The 25,772-nt window shown below is 68.8% G+C and carries 27 protein-coding genes, 1 tRNA gene and 1 pseudogene; 15 read left to right on the top strand and 14 right to left on the bottom strand.

Annotation, left to right across the window (positions count from 1 at the left end):
* The first annotated feature begins 120 nt into the window (after window positions 1-120).
* From IPL89_01935 to IPL89_01925, 3 genes are read left to right on the top strand one after another with little or no spacing between them, the layout of a single operon-like run.
* Entirely contained in the window at window positions 121-741 is a 621-nt protein-coding gene (locus IPL89_01935; GenBank protein MBK9061951.1) for a DUF1003 domain-containing protein, read from the top strand.
* 10 nt (window positions 742-751) lie between these two features.
* Window positions 752-1,111 (top strand): hypothetical protein, encoded by a 360-nt coding sequence (locus IPL89_01930; GenBank protein MBK9061950.1) that lies wholly within the window; start codon window positions 752-754, stop codon window positions 1,109-1,111.
* 11 nt (window positions 1,112-1,122) lie between these two features.
* Window positions 1,123-2,100 carry a lysophospholipid acyltransferase family protein gene (locus IPL89_01925; GenBank protein ID MBK9061949.1) on the top strand — a complete coding sequence of 326 codons (978 nt, stop codon included), beginning with the start codon at window positions 1,123-1,125 and terminating at the stop codon, window positions 2,098-2,100.
* Here the strand turns inward: IPL89_01925 and IPL89_01920 are convergent.
* A complete protein-coding gene (locus IPL89_01920; GenBank protein MBK9061948.1) occupies window positions 2,049-3,323 on the bottom strand; it encodes a radical SAM protein in 1,275 nt (424 codons plus the stop codon). The two genes, IPL89_01925 and IPL89_01920, sit on opposite strands and share 52 nt — an antisense overlap.
* Window positions 3,324-3,413: 90 nt before the next feature.
* Complete coding sequence (locus tag IPL89_01915; GenBank protein ID MBK9061947.1) at window positions 3,414-5,444, bottom strand: hypothetical protein; 2,031 nt, start codon at window positions 5,442-5,444, stop codon at window positions 3,414-3,416.
* 138 nt (window positions 5,445-5,582) lie between these two features.
* Between IPL89_01915 and IPL89_01910 the strand changes: the two genes are divergently transcribed.
* Both IPL89_01910 and IPL89_01905 read left to right on the top strand, forming a co-directional pair.
* On the top strand, window positions 5,583-6,062 hold the full coding sequence (locus tag IPL89_01910) for a hypothetical protein (GenBank protein MBK9061946.1): 480 nt from the start codon (window positions 5,583-5,585) through the stop codon (window positions 6,060-6,062).
* Window positions 6,063-6,181: 119 nt separating this feature from the next.
* The gene (locus tag IPL89_01905) at window positions 6,182-6,763 is read left to right on the top strand and encodes a lipocalin family protein (protein ID MBK9061945.1); all 582 of its coding nucleotides are present in this window, start codon (window positions 6,182-6,184) and stop codon (window positions 6,761-6,763) included.
* Window positions 6,764-6,779: 16 nt separating this feature from the next.
* Here IPL89_01905 and IPL89_01900 read toward each other — a convergent pair whose 3' ends face one another.
* Window positions 6,780-7,091: a hypothetical protein gene (locus tag IPL89_01900; protein ID MBK9061944.1), complete on the bottom strand. Its 312-nt coding sequence runs from the start codon at window positions 7,089-7,091 to the stop codon at window positions 6,780-6,782.
* Window positions 7,088-7,309: a hypothetical protein gene (locus tag IPL89_01895; protein MBK9061943.1), complete on the bottom strand. Its 222-nt coding sequence runs from the start codon at window positions 7,307-7,309 to the stop codon at window positions 7,088-7,090. Before IPL89_01895 ends, IPL89_01900 begins: the two co-directional genes overlap by 4 nt.
* Before the next feature lie 98 nt (window positions 7,310-7,407).
* Between IPL89_01895 and IPL89_01890 the strand changes: the two genes are divergently transcribed.
* Window positions 7,408-8,001, top strand: coding sequence for a sigma-70 family RNA polymerase sigma factor (locus IPL89_01890; GenBank protein ID MBK9061942.1), 594 nt, complete (start codon window positions 7,408-7,410; stop codon window positions 7,999-8,001).
* Here the strand turns inward: IPL89_01890 and IPL89_01885 are convergent.
* A complete protein-coding gene (locus tag IPL89_01885; GenBank protein ID MBK9061941.1) occupies window positions 7,998-9,020 on the bottom strand; it encodes an FAD-dependent oxidoreductase in 1,023 nt (340 codons plus the stop codon). The genes IPL89_01890 and IPL89_01885 overlap by 4 nt on opposite strands.
* A 77-nt stretch (window positions 9,021-9,097) precedes the next feature.
* Here IPL89_01885 and IPL89_01880 point away from each other — a divergent pair, with 77 nt between their 5' ends.
* Window positions 9,098-9,877 carry an SDR family oxidoreductase gene (locus IPL89_01880; GenBank protein MBK9061940.1) on the top strand — a complete coding sequence of 260 codons (780 nt, stop codon included), beginning with the start codon at window positions 9,098-9,100 and terminating at the stop codon, window positions 9,875-9,877.
* A 66-nt stretch (window positions 9,878-9,943) separates the two neighbouring features.
* Here the strand turns inward: IPL89_01880 and IPL89_01875 are convergent, their stop codons facing one another.
* Window positions 9,944-10,429, bottom strand: a complete 486-nt coding sequence (locus IPL89_01875) for a fasciclin domain-containing protein (GenBank protein ID MBK9061939.1) — start codon at window positions 10,427-10,429, stop codon at window positions 9,944-9,946.
* Window positions 10,430-10,581: 152 nt separating this feature from the next.
* Here IPL89_01875 and IPL89_01870 point away from each other — a divergent pair, with 152 nt between their 5' ends.
* The 3 genes from IPL89_01870 to IPL89_01860 all read left to right on the top strand — a co-directional run bounded on the left by IPL89_01870 (window position 10,582) and on the right by IPL89_01860 (window position 12,670).
* Window positions 10,582-11,127, top strand: a complete 546-nt coding sequence (locus IPL89_01870; protein MBK9061938.1) for a glutathione peroxidase — start codon at window positions 10,582-10,584, stop codon at window positions 11,125-11,127.
* 54 nt (window positions 11,128-11,181) lie between these two features.
* A complete protein-coding gene (locus IPL89_01865; protein MBK9061937.1) occupies window positions 11,182-11,910 on the top strand; it encodes a cytochrome b/b6 domain-containing protein in 729 nt (242 codons plus the stop codon).
* Window positions 11,911-12,034: 124 nt separating this feature from the next.
* Complete coding sequence (locus IPL89_01860) at window positions 12,035-12,670, top strand: molybdopterin-dependent oxidoreductase (protein MBK9061936.1); 636 nt, start codon at window positions 12,035-12,037, stop codon at window positions 12,668-12,670.
* 8 nt (window positions 12,671-12,678) lie between these two features.
* Here the strand turns inward: IPL89_01860 and IPL89_01855 are convergent, their stop codons facing one another.
* Complete coding sequence (locus IPL89_01855) at window positions 12,679-14,124, bottom strand: wax ester/triacylglycerol synthase family O-acyltransferase (protein MBK9061935.1); 1,446 nt, start codon at window positions 14,122-14,124, stop codon at window positions 12,679-12,681.
* Between the two features lie 38 nt (window positions 14,125-14,162).
* On the opposite strand from IPL89_01855, the gene IPL89_01850 reads away from it, so the two are divergent.
* Window positions 14,163-15,695 (top strand): hypothetical protein, encoded by a 1,533-nt coding sequence (locus tag IPL89_01850; protein MBK9061934.1) that lies wholly within the window; start codon window positions 14,163-14,165, stop codon window positions 15,693-15,695.
* 32 nt (window positions 15,696-15,727) lie between these two features.
* On the opposite strand, the gene IPL89_01845 is transcribed toward IPL89_01850, so the two are convergent.
* Window positions 15,728-16,543 carry an alpha-1,2-fucosyltransferase gene (locus tag IPL89_01845; GenBank protein MBK9061933.1) on the bottom strand — a complete coding sequence of 272 codons (816 nt, stop codon included), beginning with the start codon at window positions 16,541-16,543 and terminating at the stop codon, window positions 15,728-15,730.
* Window positions 16,544-16,619: 76 nt separating this feature from the next.
* Between IPL89_01845 and IPL89_01840 the strand changes: the two genes are divergently transcribed.
* Window positions 16,620-18,233 (top strand): ATP-dependent DNA helicase RecQ, encoded by a 1,614-nt coding sequence (locus tag IPL89_01840; protein ID MBK9061932.1) that lies wholly within the window; start codon window positions 16,620-16,622, stop codon window positions 18,231-18,233.
* Complete coding sequence (locus IPL89_01835) at window positions 18,227-18,370, top strand: HRDC domain-containing protein (GenBank protein ID MBK9061931.1); 144 nt, start codon at window positions 18,227-18,229, stop codon at window positions 18,368-18,370. Before IPL89_01840 ends, IPL89_01835 begins: the two co-directional genes overlap by 7 nt.
* Window positions 18,371-19,198: 828 nt before the next feature.
* On the opposite strand, the gene IPL89_01830 is transcribed toward IPL89_01835, so the two are convergent.
* A complete protein-coding gene (locus tag IPL89_01830; protein MBK9061930.1) occupies window positions 19,199-20,284 on the bottom strand; it encodes a beta-lactamase family protein in 1,086 nt (361 codons plus the stop codon).
* A gap of 54 nt (window positions 20,285-20,338) precedes the next feature.
* Between IPL89_01830 and IPL89_01825 the strand changes: the two genes are divergently transcribed.
* Window positions 20,339-21,157 carry an isocitrate lyase/phosphoenolpyruvate mutase family protein gene (locus tag IPL89_01825; protein MBK9061929.1) on the top strand — a complete coding sequence of 273 codons (819 nt, stop codon included), beginning with the start codon at window positions 20,339-20,341 and terminating at the stop codon, window positions 21,155-21,157.
* Window positions 21,158-21,248: 91 nt separating this feature from the next.
* On the opposite strand, the gene IPL89_01820 is transcribed toward IPL89_01825, so the two are convergent.
* A tRNA-Asn gene (locus IPL89_01820) sits at window positions 21,249-21,323 on the bottom strand.
* 112 nt (window positions 21,324-21,435) lie between these two features.
* On the opposite strand from IPL89_01820, the gene gluQRS reads away from it, so the two are divergent.
* Window positions 21,436-22,356 (top strand): tRNA glutamyl-Q(34) synthetase GluQRS, encoded by a 921-nt coding sequence (gene gluQRS, locus IPL89_01815; GenBank protein ID MBK9061928.1) that lies wholly within the window; start codon window positions 21,436-21,438, stop codon window positions 22,354-22,356.
* On the opposite strand, the gene IPL89_01810 is transcribed toward gluQRS, so the two are convergent.
* The 4 genes and pseudogenes from IPL89_01810 to IPL89_01795 form a co-directional block, all read right to left on the bottom strand.
* Complete coding sequence (locus tag IPL89_01810) at window positions 22,256-23,089, bottom strand: hypothetical protein (protein ID MBK9061927.1); 834 nt, start codon at window positions 23,087-23,089, stop codon at window positions 22,256-22,258. The genes gluQRS and IPL89_01810 overlap by 101 nt on opposite strands.
* Before the next feature lie 238 nt (window positions 23,090-23,327).
* Window positions 23,328-23,726, bottom strand: a complete 399-nt coding sequence (locus IPL89_01805) for a hypothetical protein (protein MBK9061926.1) — start codon at window positions 23,724-23,726, stop codon at window positions 23,328-23,330.
* On the bottom strand, window positions 23,723-24,514 hold the full coding sequence (locus tag IPL89_01800) for a prephenate dehydrogenase/arogenate dehydrogenase family protein (GenBank protein ID MBK9061925.1): 792 nt from the start codon (window positions 24,512-24,514) through the stop codon (window positions 23,723-23,725). The genes IPL89_01805 and IPL89_01800 overlap by 4 nt, the downstream gene beginning before the upstream one ends.
* Window positions 24,511-25,738, bottom strand: a pseudogene (locus IPL89_01795) (tyrosine--tRNA ligase). The gene IPL89_01800 and the pseudogene IPL89_01795 overlap by 4 nt, the downstream one beginning before the upstream one ends.
* Window positions 25,739-25,772: the final 34 nt, after the last annotated feature.

Below are 25,772 nucleotides of genomic sequence, written 5' to 3'. Positions count from 1 at the left end.
TGGAAACCATCCTCATCATCGTCGTGTTGCTCTTCCTGTTCGGAGGCGGCGGCTATTACTGGAACAGCAGGCGCGGGTAAAGACGGAGGCGGCACGGGTGCCGGGCATGTGGCCGGAGAAGTGAGATCCGGAGTCGTCCCGTCTGGGCCGCCGACGGACGATCAGGGCGCGCCATTCGAATCCGAACGCGACCAGACCAGCCAGAACATCGAGACCGTCCTGGATTTCTATGCGCGTGAAGAGCAGAAGATGTCGCCCTCGCAGCGGCTTCTCGAGCGCATCAGCCACCTCGTCGGGCAGCCTCTCTTTCTCGGCTTCATACTGGCCTTCGTCGCGCTCTGGGTCGTCGTCAATGTTGCATTGCGCGGGCTCGGCATGGTTCAAATCGACCCGGCGCCGTTCTTCTGGCTGCAGGGGATCGTCGGCCTGGGGGCGTTGTTGACCGCGACCGTGGTCCTGTCCAGGCAGAACAGGCTCGCCAGGCTCGAAGAACAGCGGGCGCACCTGGACCTGAAGGTGACTCTCCTGACCGAGCAGAAGGCCGCGAAACTCATCGCCCTGCTGGAAGAGTTGAGACGCGACCTGCCCAACGTCGGCAATCGCCATGATCCCGAGGCGGTTGCGCTTCGACAGTCCATGAATCCCGATCTGGTGCGTGCCGCACTGGATGAGCGCGGCGTGCCGGACAAGCGATCGAAGCCTCTCGAAAAAGCCACAGAGGACCTCGGCGGCGACGGATGATAATGAGTCCATGAACCTCCTGAGCGCGCGTCTCCATGGGTTTCTCGATCTCGTCACCGTAGGCGTCTTCCTTCTCGCGCCGTTCTTCTTCGGTCTCGGCGGGTACGTGGCCGCCGTCGCCTGGGGGCTCGCAGTCGTCCATCTCCTGATGACGCTTCTGACGCGCTTTCCGCTCGGCCTCGTCAAGGTGATCCCGTTTCCGGTCCATGGCGCGGTCGAGCTCGTCGCCGGCGTCGTCCTCGTGCTCGCGATGCCGCGCATGCTCGGCGCGAGCGCCGGCTCGCCCGCGCGAACGTTTTTCGTCGGTGCGGGCGTGGCCATCCTCGTCGTCTGGCTGCTGACGCGCTACCGGGAGTCTCCGCGGACTTGACGGGCGGGACGATGCGGAAGCCAGCGACGTCGGGGGCCGGCCCGACCGAGCCCGCTCACGACGCGCCACGCGGCCGCAGAAAATGGGTCACGCACGGCCTGTCCAACCGCTTCGTGTACGAGGGGCTCAGGTTCGGCACCCGCTGGCTGCCTCTGCCGGTCCTCCACGGCATCTCGCTCGTCGTGAACAGCCTTGCGATGATCCTCATGCGCGAAACGCTCGAGGGCACCCGCGCGAACTTCCGCATCGCGCTCGGCGTTTCGGAGACCGCGGCGCGCCGCCTGGCGCGTCGCCTGTTTTTCGAGTACGGCAGGTCCGTGATCGACGTCTGGCGGCTGCGGAGCGAGGCCTTCGTCCCGAAGATCACGTCGTTCGACGCGGACGCCGCCATGCTGGCCAGGGTAAGCCGGAACGGCCGGGGCTTTCTCCTGGTGACCGGGCACGTCGGAAACTGGGAGATGGGCGCCGTGACGCTGCGCGGGCACGAGTTGACGCCGGCGGTCGTCGGCCAGCCGGAGCTCGACCCGGATGTCGAGGAAATGCGCCTGAGCCTGAGGGCTCGCCTCGGCGTCGAGTCGATCGACATCGGCTCCTCGATGGCCACGGCGTTCCGGGTGCGCTCGGCGGTGGAGGCGAGGCGCGCCGTGGCGCTGCTGGTCGACCGCGCCTATCCGGAGGACCAGGTGGTCGTCTCCTACTTCGGCCGCGCCACGCCTTTTCTGCGTTCGCCGGCCCTCCTCGCTCGCTTCTGCAAGTGCGAGATCCTCCCGGGTTTCTTTCTGCGCAACCCCGACGGCTCGTACTTCAACGTCTGGGGTGCGCCGCTTGCCGCCGACGAATCGCTCTCCCCCGAGGAGGACGCGCGCCGCATCATGAGCCGCGTAGCCGCCGACCTGGAGGGCGTCGTACGCGCCCACCCGACGCAGTGGTTCAACTTCTACCGGTTCTGGAAGGACGGGAGCGATTCCGGGCGCGTCCACGCGCCATAGACCCAGCTTCCGCAGCATCGGCTGCAGATGGGGAGCGGCTCTCTCGCGAGCTTCTCGCGAAAGAGCCGGGCGCGCTCCCCGCTCCAGACCTCCCGGAACGGCGTCTTCCGCACGTTGCCGATGACGTAGTCGGGAAAGTCTCCGCAGAAGCAGACCTCGCCGTCCGGCTCGACCTGGGCGAAGTACCAGGCCACGGGACAGAGGTCGTGGCCAAAGGTCTTGCTCGCGTCGGCGAAGTAGTCGGGCAGGCTTGCCGCGGGCACGTCGGGCACGAACGAAATCCAGGGGCGGCCTCGCGTGGAGTCGAGGAAGCGCCGGCGCCGAAGACCCTTCAGGAGCTTCGCGAGCTGGGTCAGCTGACGCCCTTTCGTGGACGCGAAGTCCTCGCCGTCGAACTCGAATCCCTTCCAGGAGCTGCCCGTGACGCCGAAGGTCTCGGTCATCACCTTCTCGTACGCCGCGCCGGTGTCCTTGGACACGAACCAGCGAAGCCCGACGTTGACCGTGTCGAGCGGGAGCTTCTGGAGAGCTTCCAGCGCCGGCCCGACGTCCTCGAGGTTGAGTTCTGTGATCGGCAGGATCGCGAGAAGCATCGGGACGGCCGAGCCGAGCTCGGCGCGCACGCGGGCCACGGCTTTCACGCCGGCCGCGGCGCGCTCAAAACTGCCGGCCTGCCCCCGGATCCGGTCGTGAACGCCGGGCGTGCCGTCGATGGAGACCATGATCGAGTCGATGCCGACCTCGACGAGGTCGCGGGCCATCTCCTCGAGCCGCCAGCCGTTCGTGATGATCGAGCACGTCAAGCCGCGCCCCTTGATCTCCCGGATGAGCGGCAGGATGTCGGGGTACAGCAGCGGCTCGCCGCCGAACAGGCTGATGATGGGTTGCGAGGGTGCGAGCTCGTCCAGGAGGCGGACGTAGTCGGCGAGTGCCATCTGGCGGCTCAGCCCGATCAGCTCACGGATCCGGTTCCTCTCCCGTTCGCCGTCGGACACCCCCACGTCGGCGCCCGCGCGGTAGATTCCCGTGTCTCCCCACTGTCCGCACATCTTGCAACGGAGGTTGCAGAGGTTCGTGACGCGGAGCTGGACGAACGTCGGCATCGGGAGGTTGCCGGCGCCGGGCGCGGAAAGGTGCCTCGTGACCTCGCGGCGTCCCCGAGCCATGCGGCCGAGGTGCCGGCGCGCGAAACCCGCGAGCTTCAGTCCGCGCGAGAAGCTCATGGCGCCTTCTCCGGCTCCCGTGTCCCCATCGCCCGCTCGAAGGCGCCCCGCCCATGCACGCCGTGATTATCCACACGTCGCCGAGAAGCCTCACGGCTGCCGGGTCAGCGTGGTCACCGTGCTCGCGCTGCCTCCGGCGCGAAAGAAGATCGTCCCGGTGGCGGCAATGGTCTGGGCGTTCGGCCCCGGCGGCGTGATCGTCCCTGAACACGTCGCGCGGCTCACGTTCGCGTTCGGGATGTTCTCCGCGGTCAGCGTGAACGTCCCGTCCGGCAGCACGGTCATGGTGACGTCGCCGTAGAAGCTCGAGTGCGTCGTGAACGTTCCGCCGGCCGGCGTGAAGATGTTCGCGTAGATCTCGGGCGGCGGCGGCGCGCCGCCGAACACGTTGCCGCCCATGCCGGAGGTGCCGGAGTAGGTCTGGGTGTAGGCGTCGCCGGTGATCGTGATCGAGGCGCTGCCCGTGCTGCCGAACGTGGTGTTCCGCCACGTGCCGGCGAACGTGGCGCTCACCGCAGTCGGCGTGTCCAGCGCGACGAAGGCGCCGTCGCCGCTCCGCTCCCCGGGATTCCCGCCGTCGTTCACGACGGCGTAGACGATGAAGCCGTTCTGGCCGCCCGTCCGGGTGACACGCGCGTAGGCCTGGGTGACGCCGGGGGCGTACTGGTTCAGGATGGCGCCGATCTGCTTGAAGCCGCGCCGTGCGAGAGTCGTCGCCGGATCCCCTTCGATCGTGGCGACCTTGCTGCCGCTGGCGCCGTCGAAGATCTCGACGCGAAGCGTGATGGGGTTCGCATCGACCTCTCCGGTCGAGATCAGCGCGAGATTCGTCCGGTTCTCCGCGTTCTGCTGAAGGCCGTAGAGCCAGGCCTCCGTCGTGACCGCGGTGCCGAACGGACGCGCGGCGTAGAAGAGTCCGTATCGGCCGCCGCCACCGGGATTCGACGTGCGGGCGCCGAGAAAGAGCCCGCCCACGTCGCCGCCGGCGACCGTGGCGAAGAGCGACCCCGTGTACGTGGGGCCCGCGGGGCCGATCCCGGGGACGCCGTTGTCCCGCAGGAGCTGCACGTACGCGGGCAGGATCCTCTGCTGTCCCGGGGCGACGGTCAGCGTGAACGTGGCCGTCTTGTCGGCCGTGCTCACGATATCGGAGACGTAGGCGAGCGCGACCTGCTTCGAGGTGTTCGAGAAGTTCGTGAGGACGATCTCGGTGGAAAAGCTGCTCGTCTCGACCACGACGGGGAGCGTGAGGCCCGCGCGGCTCAGGAGCGAGCTCTCCACGAGCGGTGTCACGAAAGAGCCGTCGGACGTCACGTTGTCGTTGATGACCGCGTAGGCGTAGTAGGGCCCGGTCCCGGAGACCCGTTCTGCCCGGATGAAGCCGTTCGCGGCGCCCGCGGCGATGTCGGTGAGCCGATACTGCTTGAAGCCGCCCGGCGAGAGCGTGTCCTCGACCGAGCCCGTCGCCGCCGAACCGTCTCCCGAGAGGAACGTCAGGCGGATCCGGACGTCCGCGTCTCCGGCGTTCTGAACGGCCACGTTCGTCCGGTCGGCCGCGTTCTCGCGCAGGGCGCAGAGATACGCGATCCCGGTGAGGAGCTGCGGTCCGGCCACGCCGGCATACGCGAGCCCCGCGCGGCCCGTGGGCGAAGCCGGCGGCACGAGGGTCGTCGTCCGGGCCGTGACGGCGCCCGCCGAAGCGGACGAGAGACCCGAGAACGCGACCCTCAGCGTGCCGACTCGGTTTCCGCTGTCGGGAAGCGGCACGCCGCGCGTGCGGAGATACGAAATCGCATCGGCGATCACCCGCTGCTCGCCGGCCGCAAGCGTGTCGGCGCCGGAGCCGCTTCCGCCGCCGGAGGCGGCGACGTATGTGTAGACGATGGACGCGGGCGTCGTGCCGCGGTTCGTGAGGACTAACTCCGACGTGAAGAAGGCGCCCTGCAGGCCCGACGACGACAGGACGACCGGGACGAAAAGCGTCGAGGAGTCGGGGGCGAGCTCGACGCTTGCCGTCGCCTTCGAGCCGTCCTCGGATCGAAGGCCCCCGATCCCGACGCAGCCCAAGGCGGGCAGCGCGACAGCCGCGACGAGAAACGACGCACGGTGGCGAGGCCGCATGACGGATCCTCCCGGAGACAGAGTCTCACCGAGTGCGTCACCGAAGAAAAACGAAAACTGCCGTCAACTTAGTGCCGTGGGCCTTGGGGATGACGAAGCCGCGGGCGGGGCCTATCCTTCGAGGCAACGGGGGAAGCCATGTTGCTGGCGCTCGTCGTCGCGACCGCGCTCGAAGCCGCCACACCGCATACGGTTGAGCTGACGCCGGCGGGGAACGCGGGCGCGCCCGTCAGCGCCGCCCGGCGCAGCCTCTCGGATGTCGGGCGCGAGCTGCGGGAAGGCCGGAAGGCGACGGGAGGGTTCTCGGCGTTCGAGACGACCGTGCCGCGCGAGCCCGTCGATCTGCGTTTCGTCCAGTGGGAGGAAGAAAAGTCTCGAAGCGAGCCCGAGGTCGATCCCGAGCCGCAGCCGCCCGGCATCGTCTCGAACGAGATCTATGGAGGATGGGGCGGCGGCGGCTGGTACCCGGTCCCGCCCCGGCGCCGCCCGCCGCACGTGAGCCACCACGGATCGTCGGGAAACCGCCGGCCGGCGCATGCGACCCCGCGGCCCGCCGCCGTTCCTGCGGCCGCGCCGGTGCACTCCGGTTCGACGCGGCCTACGGGACGAGTGCCATAGTGAACGTCCCGTTTTCGGATCCGGAGGGGCGGAGCGTCGCGGTGTAGGTCCCCCGAATCGGGGTTCGTGCGCCGCTCAGGATCCGGGGGCCGTAGGGGGATTCTCAGATTCATCTCCTGGTGAAACGATTCGCCGGCTTGATGTGGGCGCTCGTCACGACGGGTTGCGCGACGTCCACGACCGAACGCCTTCAGCTGCCCCCGCTCGAAACGGTCGCGCACGTCGATCTCGCGCGCTACCTCGGAACCTGGTACGAGATCGCCAGCTTCCCGCAGAGCTTCCAGCGCGGCTGCACGGCCACGACGGCAACCTACACGCTCCGCTCCGACGGGGACATCGACGTACGGAACCGCTGTCGCAAGGGCTCGCTCGACGGCGAAGAGAAGACGGCGCTCGGACGGGCCCGCGTGGTCGACCGCCCCACGAACGCGAAGCTCGAGGTGAGCTTCTTCCGCCCCTTCTGGGGCGACTACTGGATCATCTACCTGGACGAGGACTACTCGTCCGCGGTCGTCGGTCACCCGGGCCGCGACTACCTTTGGATCCTGAGTCGAACGCCGACGATGGCCGAAGCGACCTACGCGGTCATCGTTTCACGCCTCAAGGCCCAGGGTTACGAAACATCACGCCTCGTGCGCACTCTTCAGGCGACCGCACCGGCCTCCGCACCGACCTCGGCTCGCCCGCCCGATCCGGGCTGACCACGGCACGCTGTGATCAGGAGCGGAGCCGGGCGACGGCCGACCCGCCGAGAAGCCGCGAGAGGAACCCGCCTCGGCAACCGAAGCCCATCGAGAACATCGCGCGCCCGCCTCGCTCGACGTCGACCCGAAGGCGGTGTGTCTCGAGCGCGCGCGTGAGGGAGCGCAGTCCTCTCCTCTCGCGGGCGCGAAATCCCATCCGCACGAGCGGCAGCCAACGGACGCCCGTTGCGTCCAGGACGAGATGCGTCCCGCGGCCGAGGAGGCGCAGCGTACCCGCCGGTCCGGCCAGCGCCACGTCGCCCTCGACGAGCAGACCCGGGTTCAAGGCTTCGGCGCCGCGGTCTCGCGTGTCCGGATGACGACGCGGCCGTTCAGCGTCCACTGCGCGTGCTCGGCGTCCCTGCCCGTCCTGCTCGGGACGTGCACCTGCAGGTTTTCGAAGTCGTAGGCGATTTCCGCGCCACGGCCCGTCAGCTTCTCGAAGAGACCGATCGCGAGGTCCGGCCAGGTCCTGGTGTCGGGATCCACGTAGGGGTTCGTCATGAATTTCTCCTGACGCCTCCTCTACGCCTCTCGAAGGAGGGCGGATGCGGGGTTTGGAGATCGGCGCCCGGAGAGCCCTGATAGTCTCGCCGCGCCAGATGAGCGAGAGGACCGTCCCAGCGCCGCGGCCGGCCGATGCGGCGCCGACGCAGGACCTCGATCTCGTCGATCGCATCAAACGCGGCGATTCCAGCGCTCTCGACGCCCTCTACGAGCGCTACTCCTCGCCCGTTTACTCACTCGTCTGGAAGATCCTCCAGAAGCCCGAGGAGGCCGAGGACGTCGCCCTCGACGTCTTCTGGCAGGTCTGGCGGCAGGCGGACCGTTACGACCCCTCTCGCGGCGCGCCCGCGGCGTGGATCTTCACGGTCGCGCGGTCGCGCGCGATCGACCGCCTCCGCGCGCGGCGCCGCCGCGAGGACCGGACGATCTCCTTCGACGATCCCGCCGTGAACCTCGATCCCATGGACGAGACGGCGGCTCCGGACCTCGTCGCCTCGTTCCGTCAGACGCGCGACACCGTGCGCGTCTCGATGGAGACGCTTTCGGCCGTCCAGCGCGAGGCGATCGAGCTCGCGTTCTTCAAGGGCCTCACGCACGTCGAGATCGCCCAGCAGCTCGGCCAACCCCTGGGCACGATCAAGACGCGGATCCGGCAGGGCCTCATCAAGCTGAGGAAAACCCTCGACTAGCGGCGAAACTCGCGGCCGAGCCGGGCCGCCGCCGCGAGCCCGGATCGGACCGCCCGCGCGATCCCGTCCGCTCCGCCCTCCGGGTTTCGCGCCTCGGGCGGGCCAAACGCATCCCCGCACAGGATGACGGGAGCGCCGGAGGAGGCGAAGGCCGGAGCGAGTTCGGCCGCGGGGGACTCTGCGCGCGCGAAGCGCCATCTTTTCAGCTCGCTCTCGGCGACCACCGCCCCGCTCAGCGACGCAAGCTCGCGGCGCGCGGCGGCGAGGAGCGCATCAACGACGTCGGCATCCGGCCAGTCGAATGCGTCCCGCGCGAACGCTCCGCGCGCATAGACCGAGAGGCGCGACGGCCCTGTCCCGGCCGGCGCCGCGTTCTCGAGAATTCGCGACACGGCTCCGCCGCCCTGCAGTCTGATGAGACCGTCTCCGGGAAAGCCGTCCACTCGTCGGTCGAGCCGGAGGAGAAGAACGAGGCCGGGCTCGTAGGTCACCCGCCGAAGCTCGCTCAGGAGCGATTCCGGAGCCTCGGACGTCAGTCCGCCCGCGTCGAGAAGAGCCAGCGCCTGCGGGACGGGACAGGTGACGATCGCCGCCGACGCCGTCAGGGAACGTCCGTCCTCGAGGTTTACCTCGAGCCCGCCTCCCCGGCGTCGCAGGGCGACGGCACGCACGCCCGTCTGGACGTCGAGACCTTCGGCGAGTTTCTTGGGAAGGCGTGTCGTGGGCCCCGCGATGCGCCAGCGAGCGGGTCCTTCCCCGGAGACTCGCGCGACGATCCCCTCGGCCTCCCAGGTGGAGACGAGAGATCCGACGGGTCCGTCGGCGGCGGCGAAGCGCAGCGCGCCGTGGTCGTAGGCCTCGCCGTCCGAGAGGCGGCGCGTCGCGATCCGGCCGCCGACGCCGCGCCCCTTGTCGATCGCGACGATGGAAACCCCGAGACCTTCGAGCGCGCGGGCCGCCGTGAGCCCGGCGACTCCGGCTCCGACGATCAGAACCCGCGAGGCTGGCGCGTCGGACACTGCCTCTTTACGCCAGACCCGGGGAGCATGGATCTGATCGAGAACGTCCAGCGGGGCAGACCGTTCGTAAAGACCTCATGACGAGATTCGAGGAAAAAGTCGCCGTGATCGCGGGCGGGAGCGGTGGAATCGGTATCGAAGTGGCCCGCGGGATCGTGCGCGAGGGCGGATCGGTCCTTCTCTTCGCGCGGAACGCCGACAGGCTGGCGAGCGCGGAGGCGGACCTTCTCACGGCGTCTCCGCCCTCCCGGGTCGCGACGCTGGCCGGGGACGCGACGAACGCGGCCGACCTCGACCGCGCCGTGGCCGTCGCAAAGGAAAGATTCGGGCGGCTGGACGTGTGGGTCCATGCGGTGGGCTCGATCCTGCTGAAGTCGGTCTTCCTGACCAGCGAGGCGGAGTTCGCGCTCGAGATTTCGCGGAACCTCACATCGGCCTTCCTCGGGACCAGGGTGGCGCTCGGGCCGATGCGGTCCGCGCGCTCGGGCTCGATCGTCCTCTTCGGCTCGGCGGCGGGACAGACCGGCCTGCCGAACCACGCGGCCATCGCGGCGGCGAAAGCGGGCATCGTGGGCCTCGCGCGCGCGGCGGCAATGGACGCGGCGCGCTACGGGATCCGGATCAACGTGGTCGCCCCCGGGCTCGTGCGGACTCCGATGGCGGCTTTTCTGACGGACAACGAAGCCAGCCTCAAGGCTTCGGCGGCGATGCACGCGACCGGGCGGATCAGCGAGGCGCGCGACGTCGCCGCGGCCGTTCTCTATCTCGCATCGGACGACGCCGCCAACGTCACCGGCGCCGTTCTCCCGGTGGACGGCGGACTCTCCGCGGGCCGCCCACCTGTCCTCGCCCGCTGAGGACCCAAAGGAAAAGAGCCGGCGCAGATGCGCCGGCCCCCCTCAACAGCACGTTCTATCGCGTTACTACTTCGCGGGCGGGAGAAGCACCGCGTCGATCACATGAATGACGCCGTTCGACGTCTCGATGTCCGTCTTGACGACGTGCGCCTGGTTCACCATCACGCCCTTGTCCTTGACGGCGATCTTGACGTCCTCGCCCTCGACCGTCTTCGCGGACTTGAGCTTCACGACGTCCGCCGCCATGACCTTCCCGGCGACGACGTGGTAGGTCAGGACCTTGGTGAGCTGCGCCTTGTCGGCCAGCAGCTTCTCCAGCGTGCCCGCCGGGAGCTTCGCGAACGCCTCGTCCGTCGGCGCGAAGACCGTGAACGGGCCCGTGCCCTTCAGCGTGTCGACGAGCCCCGCGGCGCCGAGCGCCTTGGCGAGCGTCGTGAAGGACCCCGCGGCCACGGCGGTGTCCACGATGTCCTTCTTCTCGCCGGCCTGAACGGGGGCGGCAAGCGCCAGGACGATTCCGGCGGCAATGAACGACTTGATGACGGTCTTCATGGGATTCTCCTTTTTTCAGCGGCGAACTCGCGCCGTGCCCCCATTACGGCCCGCTTTCGAGGCCGGATTTCAGGCGAACGTCCGGAGTCGAAACTCCGTGCGCCCGCAAACTGCCGCGCCGTCGCGGGCGTAAAGAGGACGGGAGGCCCTCCATGAAGCTCGCCATCTTCGCCGCCGCCGCGCTCGCCGCGGGCGCCGCCTTCGCCGCGGGCGACGCCGCGCTCTACGGATTCACGATGAATACGATCGATGGCAAGCCGAAATCCCTGGGCGATTACCGCGGCAAGGCCCTTCTCATCGTCAACACGGCCTCCGAGTGCGGCTACACGCCGCAGTACGCCGGCCTCGAGAAGCTCTACGAGCGCTATCGCGACCGGGGCTTCACGGTTCTCGCCTTCCCCGCGAACGATTTCGGCGCGCAGGAACCCGGCACCGACGCGCAGATCAAGCAGTTCTGCTCGTCGAAGTACGGGACGCAGTTCGACCTCTTCTCGAAGATCTCGGTCAAGGGGAAGGGGCAGCACCCCCTGTACGCCTACCTCACGACCGTCAAGGGTTTCGAGGGAGACATCGGCTGGAACTTCAACAAGTTCCTCGTGGATCCCTCCGGCGTGGTCGTCGCGCGCTATCCGTCGGGCGTCGAGCCGACGTCCGCCGAACTCACGGCGAAGCTCGAGTCGATCCTCCCGAAAAAGTAGGCTCCGGCTCGACGGGCAAGGTGGAGCGAGGCGCCGAATCCGTTATCGTGAGGCGTGCCACGCCACGCCCGATGGGTCCGGATCTCGCACTGGGTTCTGGCCGCGAGCCTGCTGACGCTCGTGATCAGCGGGTTCGAGATCCTGATGGTCCACCCGCGGCTCTACTGGGGGGATGCGGGAAACGACCTCACGCCAGCGCTCCTCGAGCTGCCGATCAGCCGGAACTACAAGCACGGCGGATGGGACAAGCCCACGCCGTTCTCCCGGGAAGCCACGGGTCCGTTCACCGCCAGCCGCACCTACGACATCTTCAATCAGAACGGCTGGGGCCGGAGCCTGCACTTCCTGGCCGCGTGGTGCCTCGTGCTGCCGGGCGCCCTGTACGTCCTGGGCGGCCTCCTCGGTGGTCACTTCCGCTCGCACATCTGGCCGAAGGCCAGGGAGCTCGCACCACATCTCGTCTGGCGGGACGTCGTCGATCACCTGCATCTCCGGGTTCCGGCCGCCCGCGAAGGCTCGCAATACGGCCTGCTGCAGAAATGCGCTTACTCATGGGTGGTTTTCGTGGCGGGTCCGCTGATGGTGGCGACCGGCCTGACGATGTCGCCGGCGGTGACCGCCGCATTCCCCGTCCTGCTGCGGGTGTTCGGCGGCTACCAGTCCGCCCGCACGATCCACTTCTTCACCTTCGCCGCGCTCCTGCTCTTCGCGGTCGTGCACGTCGCGATGGTCGTCAAGTCCGGATTCCGACGCCAGATCCGGGCCATGACGGTGGGGGAATGACGTGAAGACCAGCGGTCTCATCACGCGCCGCGGGGCGATCCTCGCGGGACTCGGTTCCGCCGGCGGACTCGTGCTGGCGCGCTTCCCGAAGGATCTGCCGCCCACGTACGGCAACCTGCTGCGCATGGGCGACACCTTCACGTACGGCGTGCATCGCGCGCTGTTGCCGGGGCAGGCTCTCGCGAAGGAGTACGGCCTCCACGACGTCACGTCGTTCCCCGCCACGGGCACGACCGATCCCGCCGTCACCGTGAAATCCGAGATCGGTGAGGCGTACCGCCGTTTACAGAGCGGAGCGTTCGCCGACTGGCGGCTCCCGGTCGAGGGCAGCGTGGCCCGGCCGCGCGCGTTCTCGCTCGCGGAGCTGAAACAGCTCCCGTCCCGGACGCAGATCACGCGGCATACGTGCGAAGAGGGCTGGACCGCCATCGGCCAGTGGACGGGCGTGCCGCTGGGTCTCGTGCTCGAAGCGGCGGGCATCCTGCCGGCCGCACGGTTCGTCGTCTTCCATTCGTACGACGACTGGGTCGACAGCATCGACCTGCTCGACGCCCTGCATCCGCAGACCATCCTGGCTTACGGCATGAACGGGCGTGACCTCCCGATCCCGCACGGCGCGCCCGTGCGCCTGCGCGTGGAGAGGCAGATCGGCTACAAGAGCATGAAGTACCTGAAGCGCATCGTCGTGACGGACACGTTCGACGACGGCGGCAAGAAGGGGAACATCCAGAATGGGTGGGCCTGGTACAACGGGATCTGACCGCGCCGTCATCGCGACTCCGGACCCATGGCTGTCACGGCGGTCCGGGCCAGCTCCGTCAGCTCGGCGAGCGCCTTCGGGATGGCGCGCGCGAGGACCGGCAGGTCGGTCGCATGCTCGTCGTCGCCGAGGAGTCCGACGTCGATCGTGCCGTCGTAGCTCATCATCGCCGCGGAGACCGTCGTGAACCTCGCAATCGGCACGATGGGATGGCAGGCGAGGAGCTTCCGGCCGAGGGCGTAGAGGGTGTTCTGCGGGCCGGGAATGTTCGTGACGGCGAGGTTGAACCACGGAAGGAACGGCCCGAGACGCGCCGCGAGCGAGGCGAGCGGCGGGGGAACGAACCCCGCGATCCGGTGCAGCGTGATGCTGCCGAGGACCTCCCGCCCCTCCTTGAGGCGCGTCGTCCGCCGCGACACGATCCGGAGCCGCTCCGCCGGGTCGGGCTCCGCCACCGGGAGGGAACAGAAAACGAACGAGATCTGGTTGCCTAGCGCACCGCGCCCTTCCGGTCGCCGGAAGCTGACCGGGATGACGGCGCGCAGGTCCCGGATCGGTTTCTCGCCCCGTTCGAGCAGAAGCTCGCGGAGCGCTCCCGCCATCACGGCCAGAAGGACGTCGTTCACCGTCCCCCCGAGCGCGGATCGGATCCGTTTCACCTCTCCGAGGTCGAGGGTCAGCATCTCCCAGCGGCGGCCAGCCGAGACCAGCCGGGTGAGAGAGGAGGAAGGGGCCGGACCGATGGCTCCCATCCGGAGAAGCGGACCGACGCCTCCGAGGAACTCTCTCAGCGCGCCCCTCCTTCCGGGGCCGGGTGCGGCTGCTTCGCTCGCAAGGCGGGCGGGTGGCCGCTGGCGGCCGAGAAGAGAAGCAGACAGAAGCCCGGCCCGGCTCGGGGCCGGACGAGTTTTCCGGGGCCGGGGCGCGGGGACCGGAGCACTCTGTTCATCCTCGTCCAGCAGCGCGAAGGTGACGTCCACGCCCGAGAGTCCGTCCATCAGACAGTGGTGTGTCTTCGTCACGATGGCGAACCCACCGTCCGGAAGCCCCTCGACGAGCCACATCTCCCAGAGCGGTCGCTCGCGGTCGAGGGGGCGGGCGAAGAGCTCGCCGACGAGATCGAGGAACTGCTGTCGGCTCCCCGGCTGCGGAAGCGTCACGGACCGGACGTGCCACGAGACGTCGAACCCGGGATCGTCGACCCAGACGGGTCGTCCGAGGTTGAAGGGGACGAACGCGAGTCGCTGGCCGTAACGGGAAATCCGGTCCATCCGGGACGCGATCAGGTCCGCGAGCTCCTTCTGTTGAAGGGGCGTGCCCTCGAAGACACAAACCGACCCGACGTGCATCGGCGCCGTCGGCCCTTCGAAGTCGAGATACTTCGCGTCGAGGGGCGTCAGTCGCTCGTACCAGACCTCCGGATCCGGAGCGCCGGCTTCGGCGGACGTCGACATCTCCCCTATTCTGGACGCGAGCGTAGGATTCCGGCGGAATGCTGGTTCTGGCCAGACGCGGGCTGACGGTTTCGGCCCTGGTCGCTCTCTTCGTCTTTCTCAGGATCGACTTGCTGCGGGAGCCTGCGATCTGGCTCGGCTGGAACAGCGACAGCGCGATCTTCGGCCTGATGGCGAAGCGGATGCGCGACGGGGCCGGCTTCGACGTCTACTTCTGGGGTCAGAACTACCTCGGCCCGCTGACGTCCGCGCTCGCGGCCCTTCTTCGCGGGGCCCTTCTCGATCCGCTCGGCCTGGGGCCCGAAGCGGGCCCGCTCGCCCTCCGCCTTTCGAGCATGGTGCAGGTGGCCTTCGGAATCGCGGTCTCGTTCCTCGCGATCGAGCGCCTCTTCGGGTATGCCGTGGCCGTCTTTGCGGGGGTGTGGCTCGCGGTGAGCCCGTCGTTCCTCGTGCAGTTCTCGGTCGTTCCGATGGGACCGGAGATGGCGTTCGCTCTCGGGTCGGTCCTCTTCTTCCTGACCGCCGACTCGCTGACCCGCTCGCCCGCGTTTCTCGATCGTCCCGCAGGACGGTTCGCCTTCGGCGCCGTCGCGGGCGCGGGCTGGTGGGTCAACCAGACGATCGCGCTCGTCCTCGTGCCGTGCTCCCTGGTTCTTCTCCTTCGTTCCCGGACGTATGCCGGATTCCTGGAGCGGATCCGGGGTGATTCCCCGGGCACTCTCGGTGCCGACGTCCGAGGTGCGCTTCCCTTCGCTGCCGGCTTCGCGATCGGCTACTTCCCCGCCTGGCCGGGCGGCCTCCTGGGCTGGTACCCGCGGCACTACATGTTCGTGACCCCGTACTTCCCGGAGGCCGGCTGGCTCCCGCGGCTCGGGACGTTCCTCACGACGGACCTGCGCCGGCTCTTCGGGCTCGAGAGCGGCGTCGCCGGGGCGGCCGTCTTCGGAATCGCTCTCCTCGGCGTCGCCTTCGTCCTCTTCCGCCATCGCCGGATGCTCCTCTCGCTCCTGCTCCTCGCGCCCTCGCGCCACGGCGGGATCGAGCTCGTTGCGGCCATCGTCGCGGCAGGCGCCTATTTCTTCACGCTTACGGGACGCATTCCCGTCCAGCTCCGTTACCTCGCCCCCGTCCTGCCGGCGGCGCTCGCGCTCGTCGGAGCCGCGGCTCTCGAAGCAGTCGCTCTCGTTCGGCCGAGGCTTCCGCGCCTCCTCGCCGGACTTCTGGCATGGGGCCTCGCGCTCGCGGGCTTCGCCCTCGTCGCGCGAAACGCCGCGGGAACGGTCCGCGAGATCCTCGCCGCTCCCGATCCGCGGCCGCTGCTTCGGGAGATCGAAGCCCGCGGTTACGCCGTCTGCCACGCGGACTACTGGGTCGCCTACAACCTCCAGTTCCTGAGCGACGAGCGCGTTCGATTCATCCCGTGGCACAGCTTCGACCGCAGCCGGCTTCAGTCCGCCCGCCTGCGCGAAGAGCCGGGGCCGCACGGCCTCGTCCTTCCGGACGGCACCGTCCGCGACTGGACCGCGGCCGACGCGGCCGACGAGGGAGGCCCCGCGAGGCGGCGCCGGTGAACGCCTACCGGTCGATGGGCAGGGTGTCCTTGTCAGCCTTGACCCGGCGTTGAAGCCGGGGCCGGCCGAGAAAGCGGGCCCTTCGGCTCCCAGTCGATGACGTGCCAGGATTCGTCATAGATGTCCTCTCCGGTGATTCCCGCCACCGGGCCGAACCACGGCCGCGGCGCGACGACCTGTTTGTCCGGGTGCTCGCCCAGAATCGCGGCCATCGCCGAATACGAGCTGTTACCGATGATGAAGTGTTTGCAGCGCTTCATCATCCGAAAATCCTCCAGGTAGCTTCTGCCTTCGGCGTACTCGAAGCCGTCACCGAACATTCTTCTGGCTTCAGAAACGTCGTCGCTGAAGACGAGAACCCTCTCGTCGCGACCCAGTCGCGCGAGCGCCTTCGCGTAGTAGTCCATCGGCAGCCGCGGGTGATAGCCGTTTTCAACCGCGTAGTCACCTCTCCGGACGTGCAACGCGACGAAGCCATTCAGGGGAGGCTCGTCCTTCATGCGCAGGAAATGCCTCACCTCGTCGAGACAGTGCTCGAAATAGCGGCTCGATTGCAGGTATCCATGGAGGCTCGCACCTTCCGACAAGACCACGTCGTGGTAACCCCAGCCGACGGATCTCTCGGGTAGCGGCGGCCCCTCGTAGCGGGGCAGCTGATGAACGAGATGCTTGTATACGTCGATATCGATGTCCTTCTCGACCGTGAGGCCGTCGAAATTGCGCCAGAGCGGAAAGGCGTACTCGAGGCCGTTCCGCCGAGCGATTCCGATCGTGGATGCGACCTGAAAAGCGCTGTTTCCCAGGCGGCCCAGCCGTCCCAGCCGGGAAAACGTAACGATTCGGCTCATCGACGACGGATTGTAGGGTGCAACATCCGGGACTACCGGGCGCTGGAGATCGAAAGGCGGAATCAGGTCCCACCAGATGAACGATCACGAAGACCAGCTCGGCCCGCTCCTGAAGCGCGTCTTCGGGCACGACGCATTCCGTCCCTTCCAAGAGGCCGTCTGCCGGACCGTGACGGAGGGGCGGGACGCACTTCTCGTGATGCCTACGGGAGCGGGCAAGTCGCTCTGCTATCAGCTCCCCGGGCTGGCCCGCTCCGGCACCACGCTCGTCATCTCGCCCCTGATCGCCTTGATGGAGGACCAGGTCACGAGGCTCCGCGCGCTCTCTCTCGCCGCAGAGCGGATCCATTCCGGCATCGACCGCGTCGTCTCGCGCCAGGTCTGCCGCTATTACCTCGACGGCAAGCTCGACTTCCTCTTCATCGCGCCCGAGCGGCTCTCGGTGCCCGGCTTCCCGGAGATGCTCGCCCGGCGCACGCCTGCGCTCGTGGCGGTGGACGAGGCGCATTGCATCTCCCACTGGGGGCACGATTTCAGACCCGACTACCGGCTGCTGGGCGGACGACTCCCTCTGCTGCGCCCCGCGCCGGTCATCGCCCTCACGGCCACCGCCACGCCCCGCGTGCAGGACGACATCGTCCGGCAGCTGGGAATGACGCAAGCCGGCCGCTTCATCCACGGCTTCCGCCGCACGAACATCGCGGTCGAAGTGGTCGAGGCGCCCCCGAGCCGGCGCGCCGAGCTGGTGCGTGACGTGCTCGCCGACCCGGCGCACCGCCCCGCCATCGTCTACACGCCCACCCGCCGCGAGGCGGAGTCGCTTGCCGAGGAGCTCGAGAGCAAGCTGAAGGCAGTCGCGTACCACGCGGGAATGACGGCGTCACAGCGGGACGACGTGCAACGGCGCTTCCTGGAAGGGCGCGCCGAGGTCATCGTCGCGACGATCGCGTTCGGGATGGGGATCGACAAGGCGAACGTGAGGACCGTCGTCCACACCGGCCTTCCCGCGAGCGTCGAGGGGTACTACCAGGAGATCGGGCGCGCCGGACGGGACGGCCTCGCGTCGCGGGCGATCCTCCTCCACTCGTACGGCGACACGCGGACGCACGAGTTCTTCCTCGCGCGCGACTATCCCGAGACGCGTGTTCTCGACAAGGACGACGAGGAGCAGCGCGAGCATCGAAAGATGCAGATCGACCTCATGCGCCGCTTCGCGGAGGGCTCGGCGTGCCGGATGCTCCAGCTCGTGAGGCACTTCGGCGACCAGGAGGACTCGGGCGCGCCATGCGGCATCTGCGATTCGTGCGCGCCCTCGGGCAGCGTCGCCACGACGCTGCGCGCGCCGACTGCAATGGAGGAAGCGGCGCTGAGGCGCGCGCTCGAGCTGCTCCGCAGCCGGGACGGGCAGACCACCGGGCAGCTCCACCGCGGGGTGGTGGAGCAGTTCCCCGCCATGGACCGACGGCTCTTCGAGGATCTCCTCGGCGCTCTGGCGCGCGGAGGCCTGGTCACGATCGAGGACGACCAGTTCGAGAAAGACGGCCAGACGATCCGCTTCCGCCGCGCGTACCTGACCGGGACGGGACGCCGGCCCGAAGCGGTGATCGAGGCGAGCATCCCCGTGGCGCCCGTTTCCGTCAGCAAGCGAAAGCGCCGGAAGAAGGCGCTGCGCCGGCCTTCCGCATCCTGAGCGACCGCACGCTGCTCGACATCGCTGCGAAGAGACCGCACGACGACACGGAACTGCTCGAGATAGGCGGAATCGGCCCGCTTCGCCTCGAGAAATACGGGGCTCAAATCCTGAGGATCGTTAAGGATTCGCCGTAGTCATCCGGGGAGACCCGGACGCACCATTGACACCGAGAGCCAGGCTCCCTATTCCTATGGTCAGGGAGTTCCGGAGGGGAGAAGGGATGCGGAGCATTCTCGTCGCCACAGCGGCCTTCGCCGTTCTCTGCGCATCTCCCGCTCTTGAATCCACGCCGCCCGACCCGGCGAGCCCGAGCCAGCCGACCCCGGCTCAGGCAGCACAGCCCTGCTATCAGTCCATCGTTGCCCTGAACACACAGGCTTCGTTGATCGCGAACGCCGCGAGGCAATTGGCGAGCGAACGCACCTCGGCACAGCGCGCGGGCGAGAGGGACATGTCCGCACGCAAGGCGCGCTTCAGTGCGTTTCAAGCGAGTGTCGAGCAGTTGAGCGCGTCGACCCAGCGGTTTCAGGCAGACTGGACGCGATGGCGCAAGGAGTGCGTGACACCGGCTTCCTACAACGGTTTGGTGAAGCAGAGGGTGTTGGACACCAAGAGGGCCATCTCGGAATCTCTGGACATGAGAGCCATGACGGGGTTCGCGACGGGGTTCGAGCCGATCTCCGCTATGTCCTGCGTTTCTTGCTACAGCCCGTCGCTTCCGCACTGTGACCCAATAGAATGCGCCCAGTGTTGCACGAAGTGCCCGCCCGACCCCGATCCCTTCGCCTCGTGCGCGATTCAATGCAAGCAGAATTACCTTTTTTGCATGCTCTCGGCGATTGTGAAGATGGTGTCGGAATCCGTCCCCCATCTCGAATAGAGGCCCAATTTTGGCTGGCTGAGCGCGCCACAGCACGCGGTGCCTCGAGCGGATTCGAACGCTCGCCGGTGCGTCCCGGCGATCAGCGTTTCCCGCCGGCGCTTCCCGTCCCGAGCAGCGCGTCCCTCAGATCCGTCGCGATCTTCTTCACGGGCGCCCGCTCGAGGTTGGCGAGGACGACGACGAGAAAGTCGTCGTCTATTCCGCGGAGGATGTACGACCCGTAGCCGTTGATGTCCCCGATGTGCTCGGCGATCCTCTTTCCGTCCCGGGTGCTGACGTCCCAGCCGAGCGCATATCCTCCCGGGCCCGGTTCGAACATGACCCGGCGAGAGGCCGCGTCGAGGACGGGGCCCGCCCGAAGCGCTCGGTGCCAGAGCAGGAGATCGTTCAGGGTGGAATAGTCTGATCCCGCTCCGGCCGGGATACTCATGTCGATGTACGAGGCGTGTTCGAGGCGACCGTCGCGCCTGGCGTAGCCCGCCGCGCGCCGCGAGAGTATCCGCTCGTGAAACGCGTAGCCGGAGTGCGTCATCCCAAGAGGCTCGAAGAGCCGGGAAGCCATGAACGCGTCGTAGGGCCTTCCGGAGACGCGTTCGATGATCAGGGCCGCGATGAGGAATCCGGAGTTGCTGTAGGAGTAGGTTTCCCCCGGTCGTGAGGAGAGCGGCTCCCGCGCGAGCCGGCCATAGGTCTTCTCGAGCGTCGTCGGAAGCGTGATGCTCGCGGGAAAGTCCGCCAGACGCACGAGATCGACGATTCCCGATGTGCACTGAAGAAGATGTCGAATCGTGATGACGCGCCAGGCGTCCGGACACGCCTCCAGGAAGCGGCACGCGCGGTCGTCGAGCGAGAGTGTTCCCTCCTGCACAAGAAGAAGAATGCCGGCGGCCGTGAACTGTTTCGTGAGCGACCCAATCAGGAATATGCCCTCGGGGTCGTTCGGAATCTCGTGCTCAGCGTTGGCGAGCCCCCATCCCCGGCGAAGCAGGACCCGTCCGTCCCTCTCCACGAGAACGACTCCAGAGAACGAACCGTTTCGGGCCTCGCGGTCCGGGATGCCCGCCAGATCGTGCGCATCGGGAGACGGCTCCGCGGCACTCGCCGCGAGCGAAAGAACCGCGACGGCTGCGACGAGAGTCCGGGGACCGAACAGGCGTTTCACCATGCAGGGAGATACGGCCTTCATCTGAACTTGTTCCCCAACCGTAGAATCGGGCGCATGACCGTATCCGCGACCCCGAACCGTGCGGCGGCGTTCCTGGCGATGCATCGACGCGGCGCCGGCTTCATCCTGCCAAATGCCTGGGACGGTGGCTCGGCACGGATCCTGGAACAGGCCGGGTTCGCCGCGATCGCCACCACCAGCGCCGGGATCGCCTTCAGCCGTGGCGCCGCCGACGGCACCATGGAGGGGCCGGAGATGCTCGACTGCATCGCGCGGATCGTGTCGGCCGTCGCGTGCCCGGTGAGCGCCGACCTGGAGTCCGGTTACGGCGCGACCGCCGACCACGTTGCCGCAACGGTCGCCGCTGCGGTCGAGCTCGGGGTGGTCGGAGGCAACCTCGAGGACGTGACTCGGCCTGGAGAACTGCTCCCGGTCGAGGCTGCCTGCGAACGTCTCGAGGCGGCGCGGTCCGCCGCACCGGCAGGTTCGTTCGTGCTGAACGCACGCACCGACGCCTACATGATCAGGCGCCCGGACGCCTTCGCCGAGACGGTGCGCCGGGCCGAGAGATATCTGGCTGCCGGAGCCGACTGCATCTTCGTTCCCGGCGTCAGCGCTGCCGAGGAGATCGGCAGACTGACCGCCGCGATCGGCGCGCCGGTAAACGTCGTCGCCGGGCTGGTCGAGCCGGTGCTGGACGCCGCCACCCTGCGCTCGCTGGGCGTCGCCAGGATCAGCGTTGGCGGCACCCTCACTCGCGCCGTCCTCGCACTGATCGAAAAGGCCGCCCGGGAGATGGCCGACCACGGCACCTTCGGCTTCGCCCAGGGCGCCATCCCGTACGCCGAGCTGCAGCAGCGCTTCAGCCGCTGAGCTGACGACGTCCAGAAGCGAAGAACCCCGCGAGGTCGTCACGGGGTTCGGGTCAACCGCGAACCTCATTGAAGTTCGCGGGGGAAAAGAGTGGCTCCGCAGGTAAGACTCGAACTTACAACATCCCGGTTAACAGCCGGGTGCTCTACCATTGAGCTACTGCGGAATGTGAAAGAGCCGGGGACCTTCACACGGAGGGACCGCGCGAAGGCCGCGCATCGTACGGTTCGCGCCTCTCTGCGTCAAGCCACCGGGATTCAGCGGGTTAACCTCTTCCGGTGACGGACGTTCCGGCCTCCTCCCACACCGGGCGCTTCGCGCCCTCCCCCACGGGGCCGCTGCACCTCGGCAGCCTCGTCGCGGCGCTCGGGTCGTGGCTCTTCGCGCGCGCAAGGGGCGGGCGCTGGCTCGTGCGCATGGAAGACCTCGACACGCCGCGCGTCGTCCCCGGCGCGGCGGACGACATCCTCCGGACGCTCGAGCGCTTCGGCCTGACGTGGGATGGGGACGTCGTCGCTCAATCCTCGCGGATCGCGCTTTATGACAGGGCCTTTGAAGATCTTCTTAGAAGGAGAGAAATCTACGGCTGCGCGTGCTCGCGCACCGATCTTCTCCGCTCCGCCTCGGCGCCGGTGCGCGGCGAGGCGGGCGATGCGGCCGACGGCGCAGCATTGATCTACCCCGGCACGTGCCGCTCAGGGCTGCCGCCCGGAAGGGCCGCCCGCGCCTTCCGCTTCCGCGTGCCCCCTGGCCTCTTCACCTTCAAAGATCTTCTCTTCGGTCCTCTTTCCGAAGATGTCTCCGTCGCCGTCGGCGATTTCGTCGTGAAGCGCGCGGACGGGCCGTACGCGTACCAGCTCGCCGTCGTCGTGGACGACGCGGCGCAGGGCGTCACCGAGGTCGTGCGCGGCGCGGACCTTCTCGACTCCACGGCACGGCAGATCGCACTCCAGCGCGCGCTCGGTCTCCCGACGCCCTCGTACGCGCACCTGCCGCTCGTCGTCGGGCCGGACGGGAAGAAGCTCGGCAAAAGAGACGGCGCGCTCGCGCTCGAGACACTCGACGAGGCGCGCGTCCGCGCCGCCTTCGCCTTCGCGCTCAGCGCGCTGGGGCAGGAGCCGGCGGAGTCGCCCCGGGAAGCGGCTCTTCGTTTCGACCCGTCGCGCATTCCGCGAGAGCCTCGGCCAGCACCGGGATGAGCACGGCGAGCGGCACGACGAGGATGCGGTCCCACGACCACCGCACGTGCCACGCGGGGTCGAAACGGCTGAACGCGAACGAGCCGAGGAGAACCGCGGAGTAGAGCGCGGCCCACGCGAGAACCGTCCGCCGCCGCCGGAGCGTTCGGGGCGCCAGCGCGAGAAGTCCAGCCGCCGCGAGAGCGAGACCCGCGGCAGGCGCCGCTTCCGCGGCGAGCGCGGCGAGAGCCGCGGCGGCCTTCTCGAACGAGAACGCCGGGAGCGCGAACGCCGTCGGCAGCGGCCGCGGCGCGAGATGCCGGACGACGAGCGCCCACGGAAGCGCGGCGAAGAGGAGAGAGGAGAAGCCGACGAGGAGCGCCGCGCGAAAGCGGCGCGCGAGGGCGAGGACGGCGGCGGCGGCGAGAGCCGCGACGAGGCCCTCCGGCTTCGTCCACGCCGCGAGCGTGAGGAAGATCGAGAGGCGCAAGGTGGCGCCCGCGTCCTCTCCGGCGCGCCCGGCCTCGCCCGCCGCCGCGAGGATGAAGACGAGGAGGAGCCCCTCGGCGTAGCCCGGATACGTCCGCCAGTACGGGAGGAGCGACACGGCGGCGCCCGCGAGCAGCGCGAACGGCAGCGCGACGTTCCACTTCAACGCCGCGCGCACCGCGAGGAGCGACGCGGCGAGCGCGAGCAGCGGCCACAGCGGCGTCGCGACGAGGTCGTCGTACGGAAGGCGCGCCCGGGTCGCCACCGTGAGGAGCAGCGGCCAGAGCGGCGGGTACTCGGGATGGGAGAACGCGCCGGCGGATCCACGCGAAAGAGCGACGCGAGGGAGCCCGACCGGTGGAGCGCGCGCGCCTTGAGCCCCCAGATCGCCGTGTAGTCGTTGAGGGCGAAGGGCTCGCGCATCGCAAAGACGCCCGCCGTGAAGACGCCGAGGACGAGGAGCAGGAGCGCCGCCGCGCCGACGAGGCGGGAGGCGGAGCGCCTCACGGCGCTCCCCCGGGAGGGACCGCCGCGAGCGCGAACCCTTCGCGGCCCGTTTCCCCGCGGGCGAGCGCCACGCGCCGCGGTGCGAGGACGAACGCCGCCTTGCGGCGCATCTCCTCGGCGGCCGCGTCCGGCAGCGCCGGAGGCACCGTGAGGACGACGTCCGCGCCGAGCGACAGGGACCGGTCGCGCCCGAGGAGCGCGACGCCGAAGTTCGGCTCGCGCCGGAAGAGGCGCGAGTTCAGGAGCCGCGCCTGCGTCGACGCGCGCCAGAACTTCCCCATCACGGAGAACGAGACGTCGAGCGGCGCGACGGCTTCCCACGCGCGCCACGCGAGGACGAGAAGGACCGCCGCGGCGAGGAGGGCCGCGGCCCCGCGCCTCAGGGCAGGCGTCATCCGCGGCCGAGGGCGCGGCGCAGAGCGCCGATTCGCGCGGCGAGCGGGCCGGGGTCGGGCGCGAAGAGGGCGACGCGGAAGGCCTCCACTTCCTCGGCGAGCACCTCGGCGGCCCACGGCGCATCCGGGTTCTGCGTCTGGATGGCCCGCGTCAGCGCGGGATCCTGGTCGAGGAGGGACGCGACGAGGTCGAGCAGGCGGCGGAAGGACGTCGTCGCGCGGCCGTCCACGTCGAACGCGTCCACCTTCAGGCGCACGAGCGCTCCCGCGCACGCGAGCGCCACGACGTGCGCGAGGCCCATCGTGCGGGCCGCCCACGGGTCGTGCTCGGTCACGGGCATCCGGCGGATCCGGAGGCCCTCGCCCGAGAAGAGGCGCGTCACGCGCGCGGCCGCGGCCGCGTCGCCGCAGTCGAGGACGAGGAAGTCGTTGCCGCGGAAGACAGCCGTGGGCCCGAACATCGGGTGCGTCGACGCGATCGCGACGCCCGCCTTTCGGGCGCGCCCGAAGAGCGGGAGAAGCGGAGTCTTGAGGCTCGCGATGTCGAAGACGAGGCCGCGCGGCGCGCGCTCGAGGACCGCCTCGAGCGCCGCGGGCGACGCGTCGAGGGACGCGGCGACACAGACGACGTCGGCGGACGCGGCGGCTCCGAGATCCGCCGAGGCGTAGCCCGGAACGCGCCCCGCGGGGTCGGCGATCAGGACGCGGTAGCCCTTCTTCCGGAAGTGCGGCGCGAGCCGGCGGCCCATGCGCCCGGCGCCGCCGACGAGTAGAAGAGTGCGTTTCACGGCTTTACGCGGACGAATCTCTTACCCATTCGAAGAAAGACTCCGGCCGGTGCGTCGAGGCGCAGCACGTGCGCGGGCGCGTCGATCTTCGTCCACGTCTGTCCGTCTTCCGAGACCGACACGGCGCCCTCCTTGACCTTCTGGCGCGCGACGTTCTTGCTCGGCGCGAGACCCGTGGCGACGAGCAGATCGCCAATTCCCCTTTCAAAGGAATTCTCTTCTCCGGGGAACAGGGCGCCGAGGCTCAGCTCCTCGGCCGAGACCGCTCCCCCCGCCCCCGCGAAGCGGCGCTCGAATTCCTCCTGCGCCGCGAACGCGGCCGCCTCGCCGTGGAAGTCCGAGACGATCTGGAGGCCCAGGTCCATCTTCAGCTTCTTCGGGTGCAGCGTCCCGGTCGCGACGGCGGCCCTCATCTCCTCGATCTCGGCGGGCCGGCGATCCGTGAGGAGCGTCCAGTACGCCCACATCGCCGTGTCCGAGACGGACATGACCTTGCCGAAGATCTCGTTCGGGGGCTCCGTGACGCCGATCGCGTTGTTGAGCGACTTCGACATCTTCTCGACGCCGTCCGTCCCGACGAGGAGCGGCAGCGTGAGGACGCACTGCGGCTCCTTGCCCCACGTGCGCATGAGCTCCCCTCCCGACGAGGAGGTTGAAGAGCTGGTCCGTGCCGCCGAGCTCGACGTCCGCGTCCAGCGCGACGGAGTCGTAGCCCTGACAGAGCGGATAGAGGAGCTCGTGGACGGCGATCGGCTTCTGCTCCTTGAACCGCTTCGCGAAGTCGTCGCGCTCGAGAAGCTGCGCGACCGTGTACTTCGCGCAGAGGCGGACGAGCCCCTCGGCCCCGAGCGCCGAGAGCCATTCGGAGTTGAACATCACGCGCGTCTTCACGGGGTCGAGGATCTTGAAGACCTGGGCCTTGTACGTCTCGGCGTTCGCGAGGATCTCGTCCTTCGTGAGCTGGGGGCGCGTGGCCTTCTTGCCCGTGGGGTCGCCGATCATTCCCGTGAAGTCGCCGATCAGGAACACGACCTCGTGGCCGAGCTCCTGGAAGTGGCGCATCTTGCGGAAGACGACGGTGTGGCCGAGGTGGAGGTCGGGCGCGGACGGGTCGAACCCGACCTTCACGCGCAGCGGCTTGCCCGTCTTCAGGGAGCGGGCGAGCTTCTTTTCGAGCTCCTCCCTCTTCTCGCAGGCCTCGACGCCCTTGAGGAGGAGGTCCATCTGTTCGGGGACCGGCGGAAAGCTGCTCACAGGG

The sequence above is a fragment of the Acidobacteriota bacterium genome, from assembly GCA_016716715.1.
GTDB lineage: Bacteria > Acidobacteriota > Thermoanaerobaculia > UBA5066 > UBA5066 > Fen-183.
Note: the sequence above shows the minus strand (reverse complement) of the source record. Positions and strands in the feature narration are given on the sequence as shown.

Coding starts and splice junctions, on each gene's coding strand:
- IPL89_01930 (MBK9061950.1), top strand. CDS start 752: ATGAACCTCCTGAGCGCGCGTCTCCATGGGTTTCTCGATCTCGTCACC.
- IPL89_01925 (MBK9061949.1), top strand. CDS start 1,123: ATGCGGAAGCCAGCGACGTCGGGGGCCGGCCCGACCGAGCCCGCTCAC.
- IPL89_01920 (MBK9061948.1), bottom strand. CDS start 3,323: ATGAGCTTCTCGCGCGGACTGAAGCTCGCGGGTTTCGCGCGCCGGCAC.
- IPL89_01915 (MBK9061947.1), bottom strand. CDS start 5,444: ATGCGGCCTCGCCACCGTGCGTCGTTTCTCGTCGCGGCTGTCGCGCTG.
- IPL89_01910 (MBK9061946.1), top strand. CDS start 5,583: ATGTTGCTGGCGCTCGTCGTCGCGACCGCGCTCGAAGCCGCCACACCG.
- IPL89_01895 (MBK9061943.1), bottom strand. CDS start 7,309: ATGACGAACCCCTACGTGGATCCCGACACCAGGACCTGGCCGGACCTC.
- IPL89_01890 (MBK9061942.1), top strand. CDS start 7,408: ATGAGCGAGAGGACCGTCCCAGCGCCGCGGCCGGCCGATGCGGCGCCG.
- IPL89_01880 (MBK9061940.1), top strand. CDS start 9,098: ATGACGAGATTCGAGGAAAAAGTCGCCGTGATCGCGGGCGGGAGCGGT.
- IPL89_01875 (MBK9061939.1), bottom strand. CDS start 10,429: ATGAAGACCGTCATCAAGTCGTTCATTGCCGCCGGAATCGTCCTGGCG.
- IPL89_01870 (MBK9061938.1), top strand. CDS start 10,582: ATGAAGCTCGCCATCTTCGCCGCCGCCGCGCTCGCCGCGGGCGCCGCC.
- IPL89_01860 (MBK9061936.1), top strand. CDS start 12,035: ATGGGCGACACCTTCACGTACGGCGTGCATCGCGCGCTGTTGCCGGGG.
- IPL89_01855 (MBK9061935.1), bottom strand. CDS start 14,124: ATGTCGACGTCCGCCGAAGCCGGCGCTCCGGATCCGGAGGTCTGGTAC.
- IPL89_01850 (MBK9061934.1), top strand. CDS start 14,163: ATGCTGGTTCTGGCCAGACGCGGGCTGACGGTTTCGGCCCTGGTCGCT.
- IPL89_01845 (MBK9061933.1), bottom strand. CDS start 16,543: ATGAGCCGAATCGTTACGTTTTCCCGGCTGGGACGGCTGGGCCGCCTG.
- IPL89_01840 (MBK9061932.1), top strand. CDS start 16,620: ATGAACGATCACGAAGACCAGCTCGGCCCGCTCCTGAAGCGCGTCTTC.
- IPL89_01830 (MBK9061930.1), bottom strand. CDS start 20,284: ATGGTGAAACGCCTGTTCGGTCCCCGGACTCTCGTCGCAGCCGTCGCG.
- IPL89_01825 (MBK9061929.1), top strand. CDS start 20,339: ATGACCGTATCCGCGACCCCGAACCGTGCGGCGGCGTTCCTGGCGATG.
- IPL89_01805 (MBK9061926.1), bottom strand. CDS start 23,726: ATGACGCCTGCCCTGAGGCGCGGGGCCGCGGCCCTCCTCGCCGCGGCG.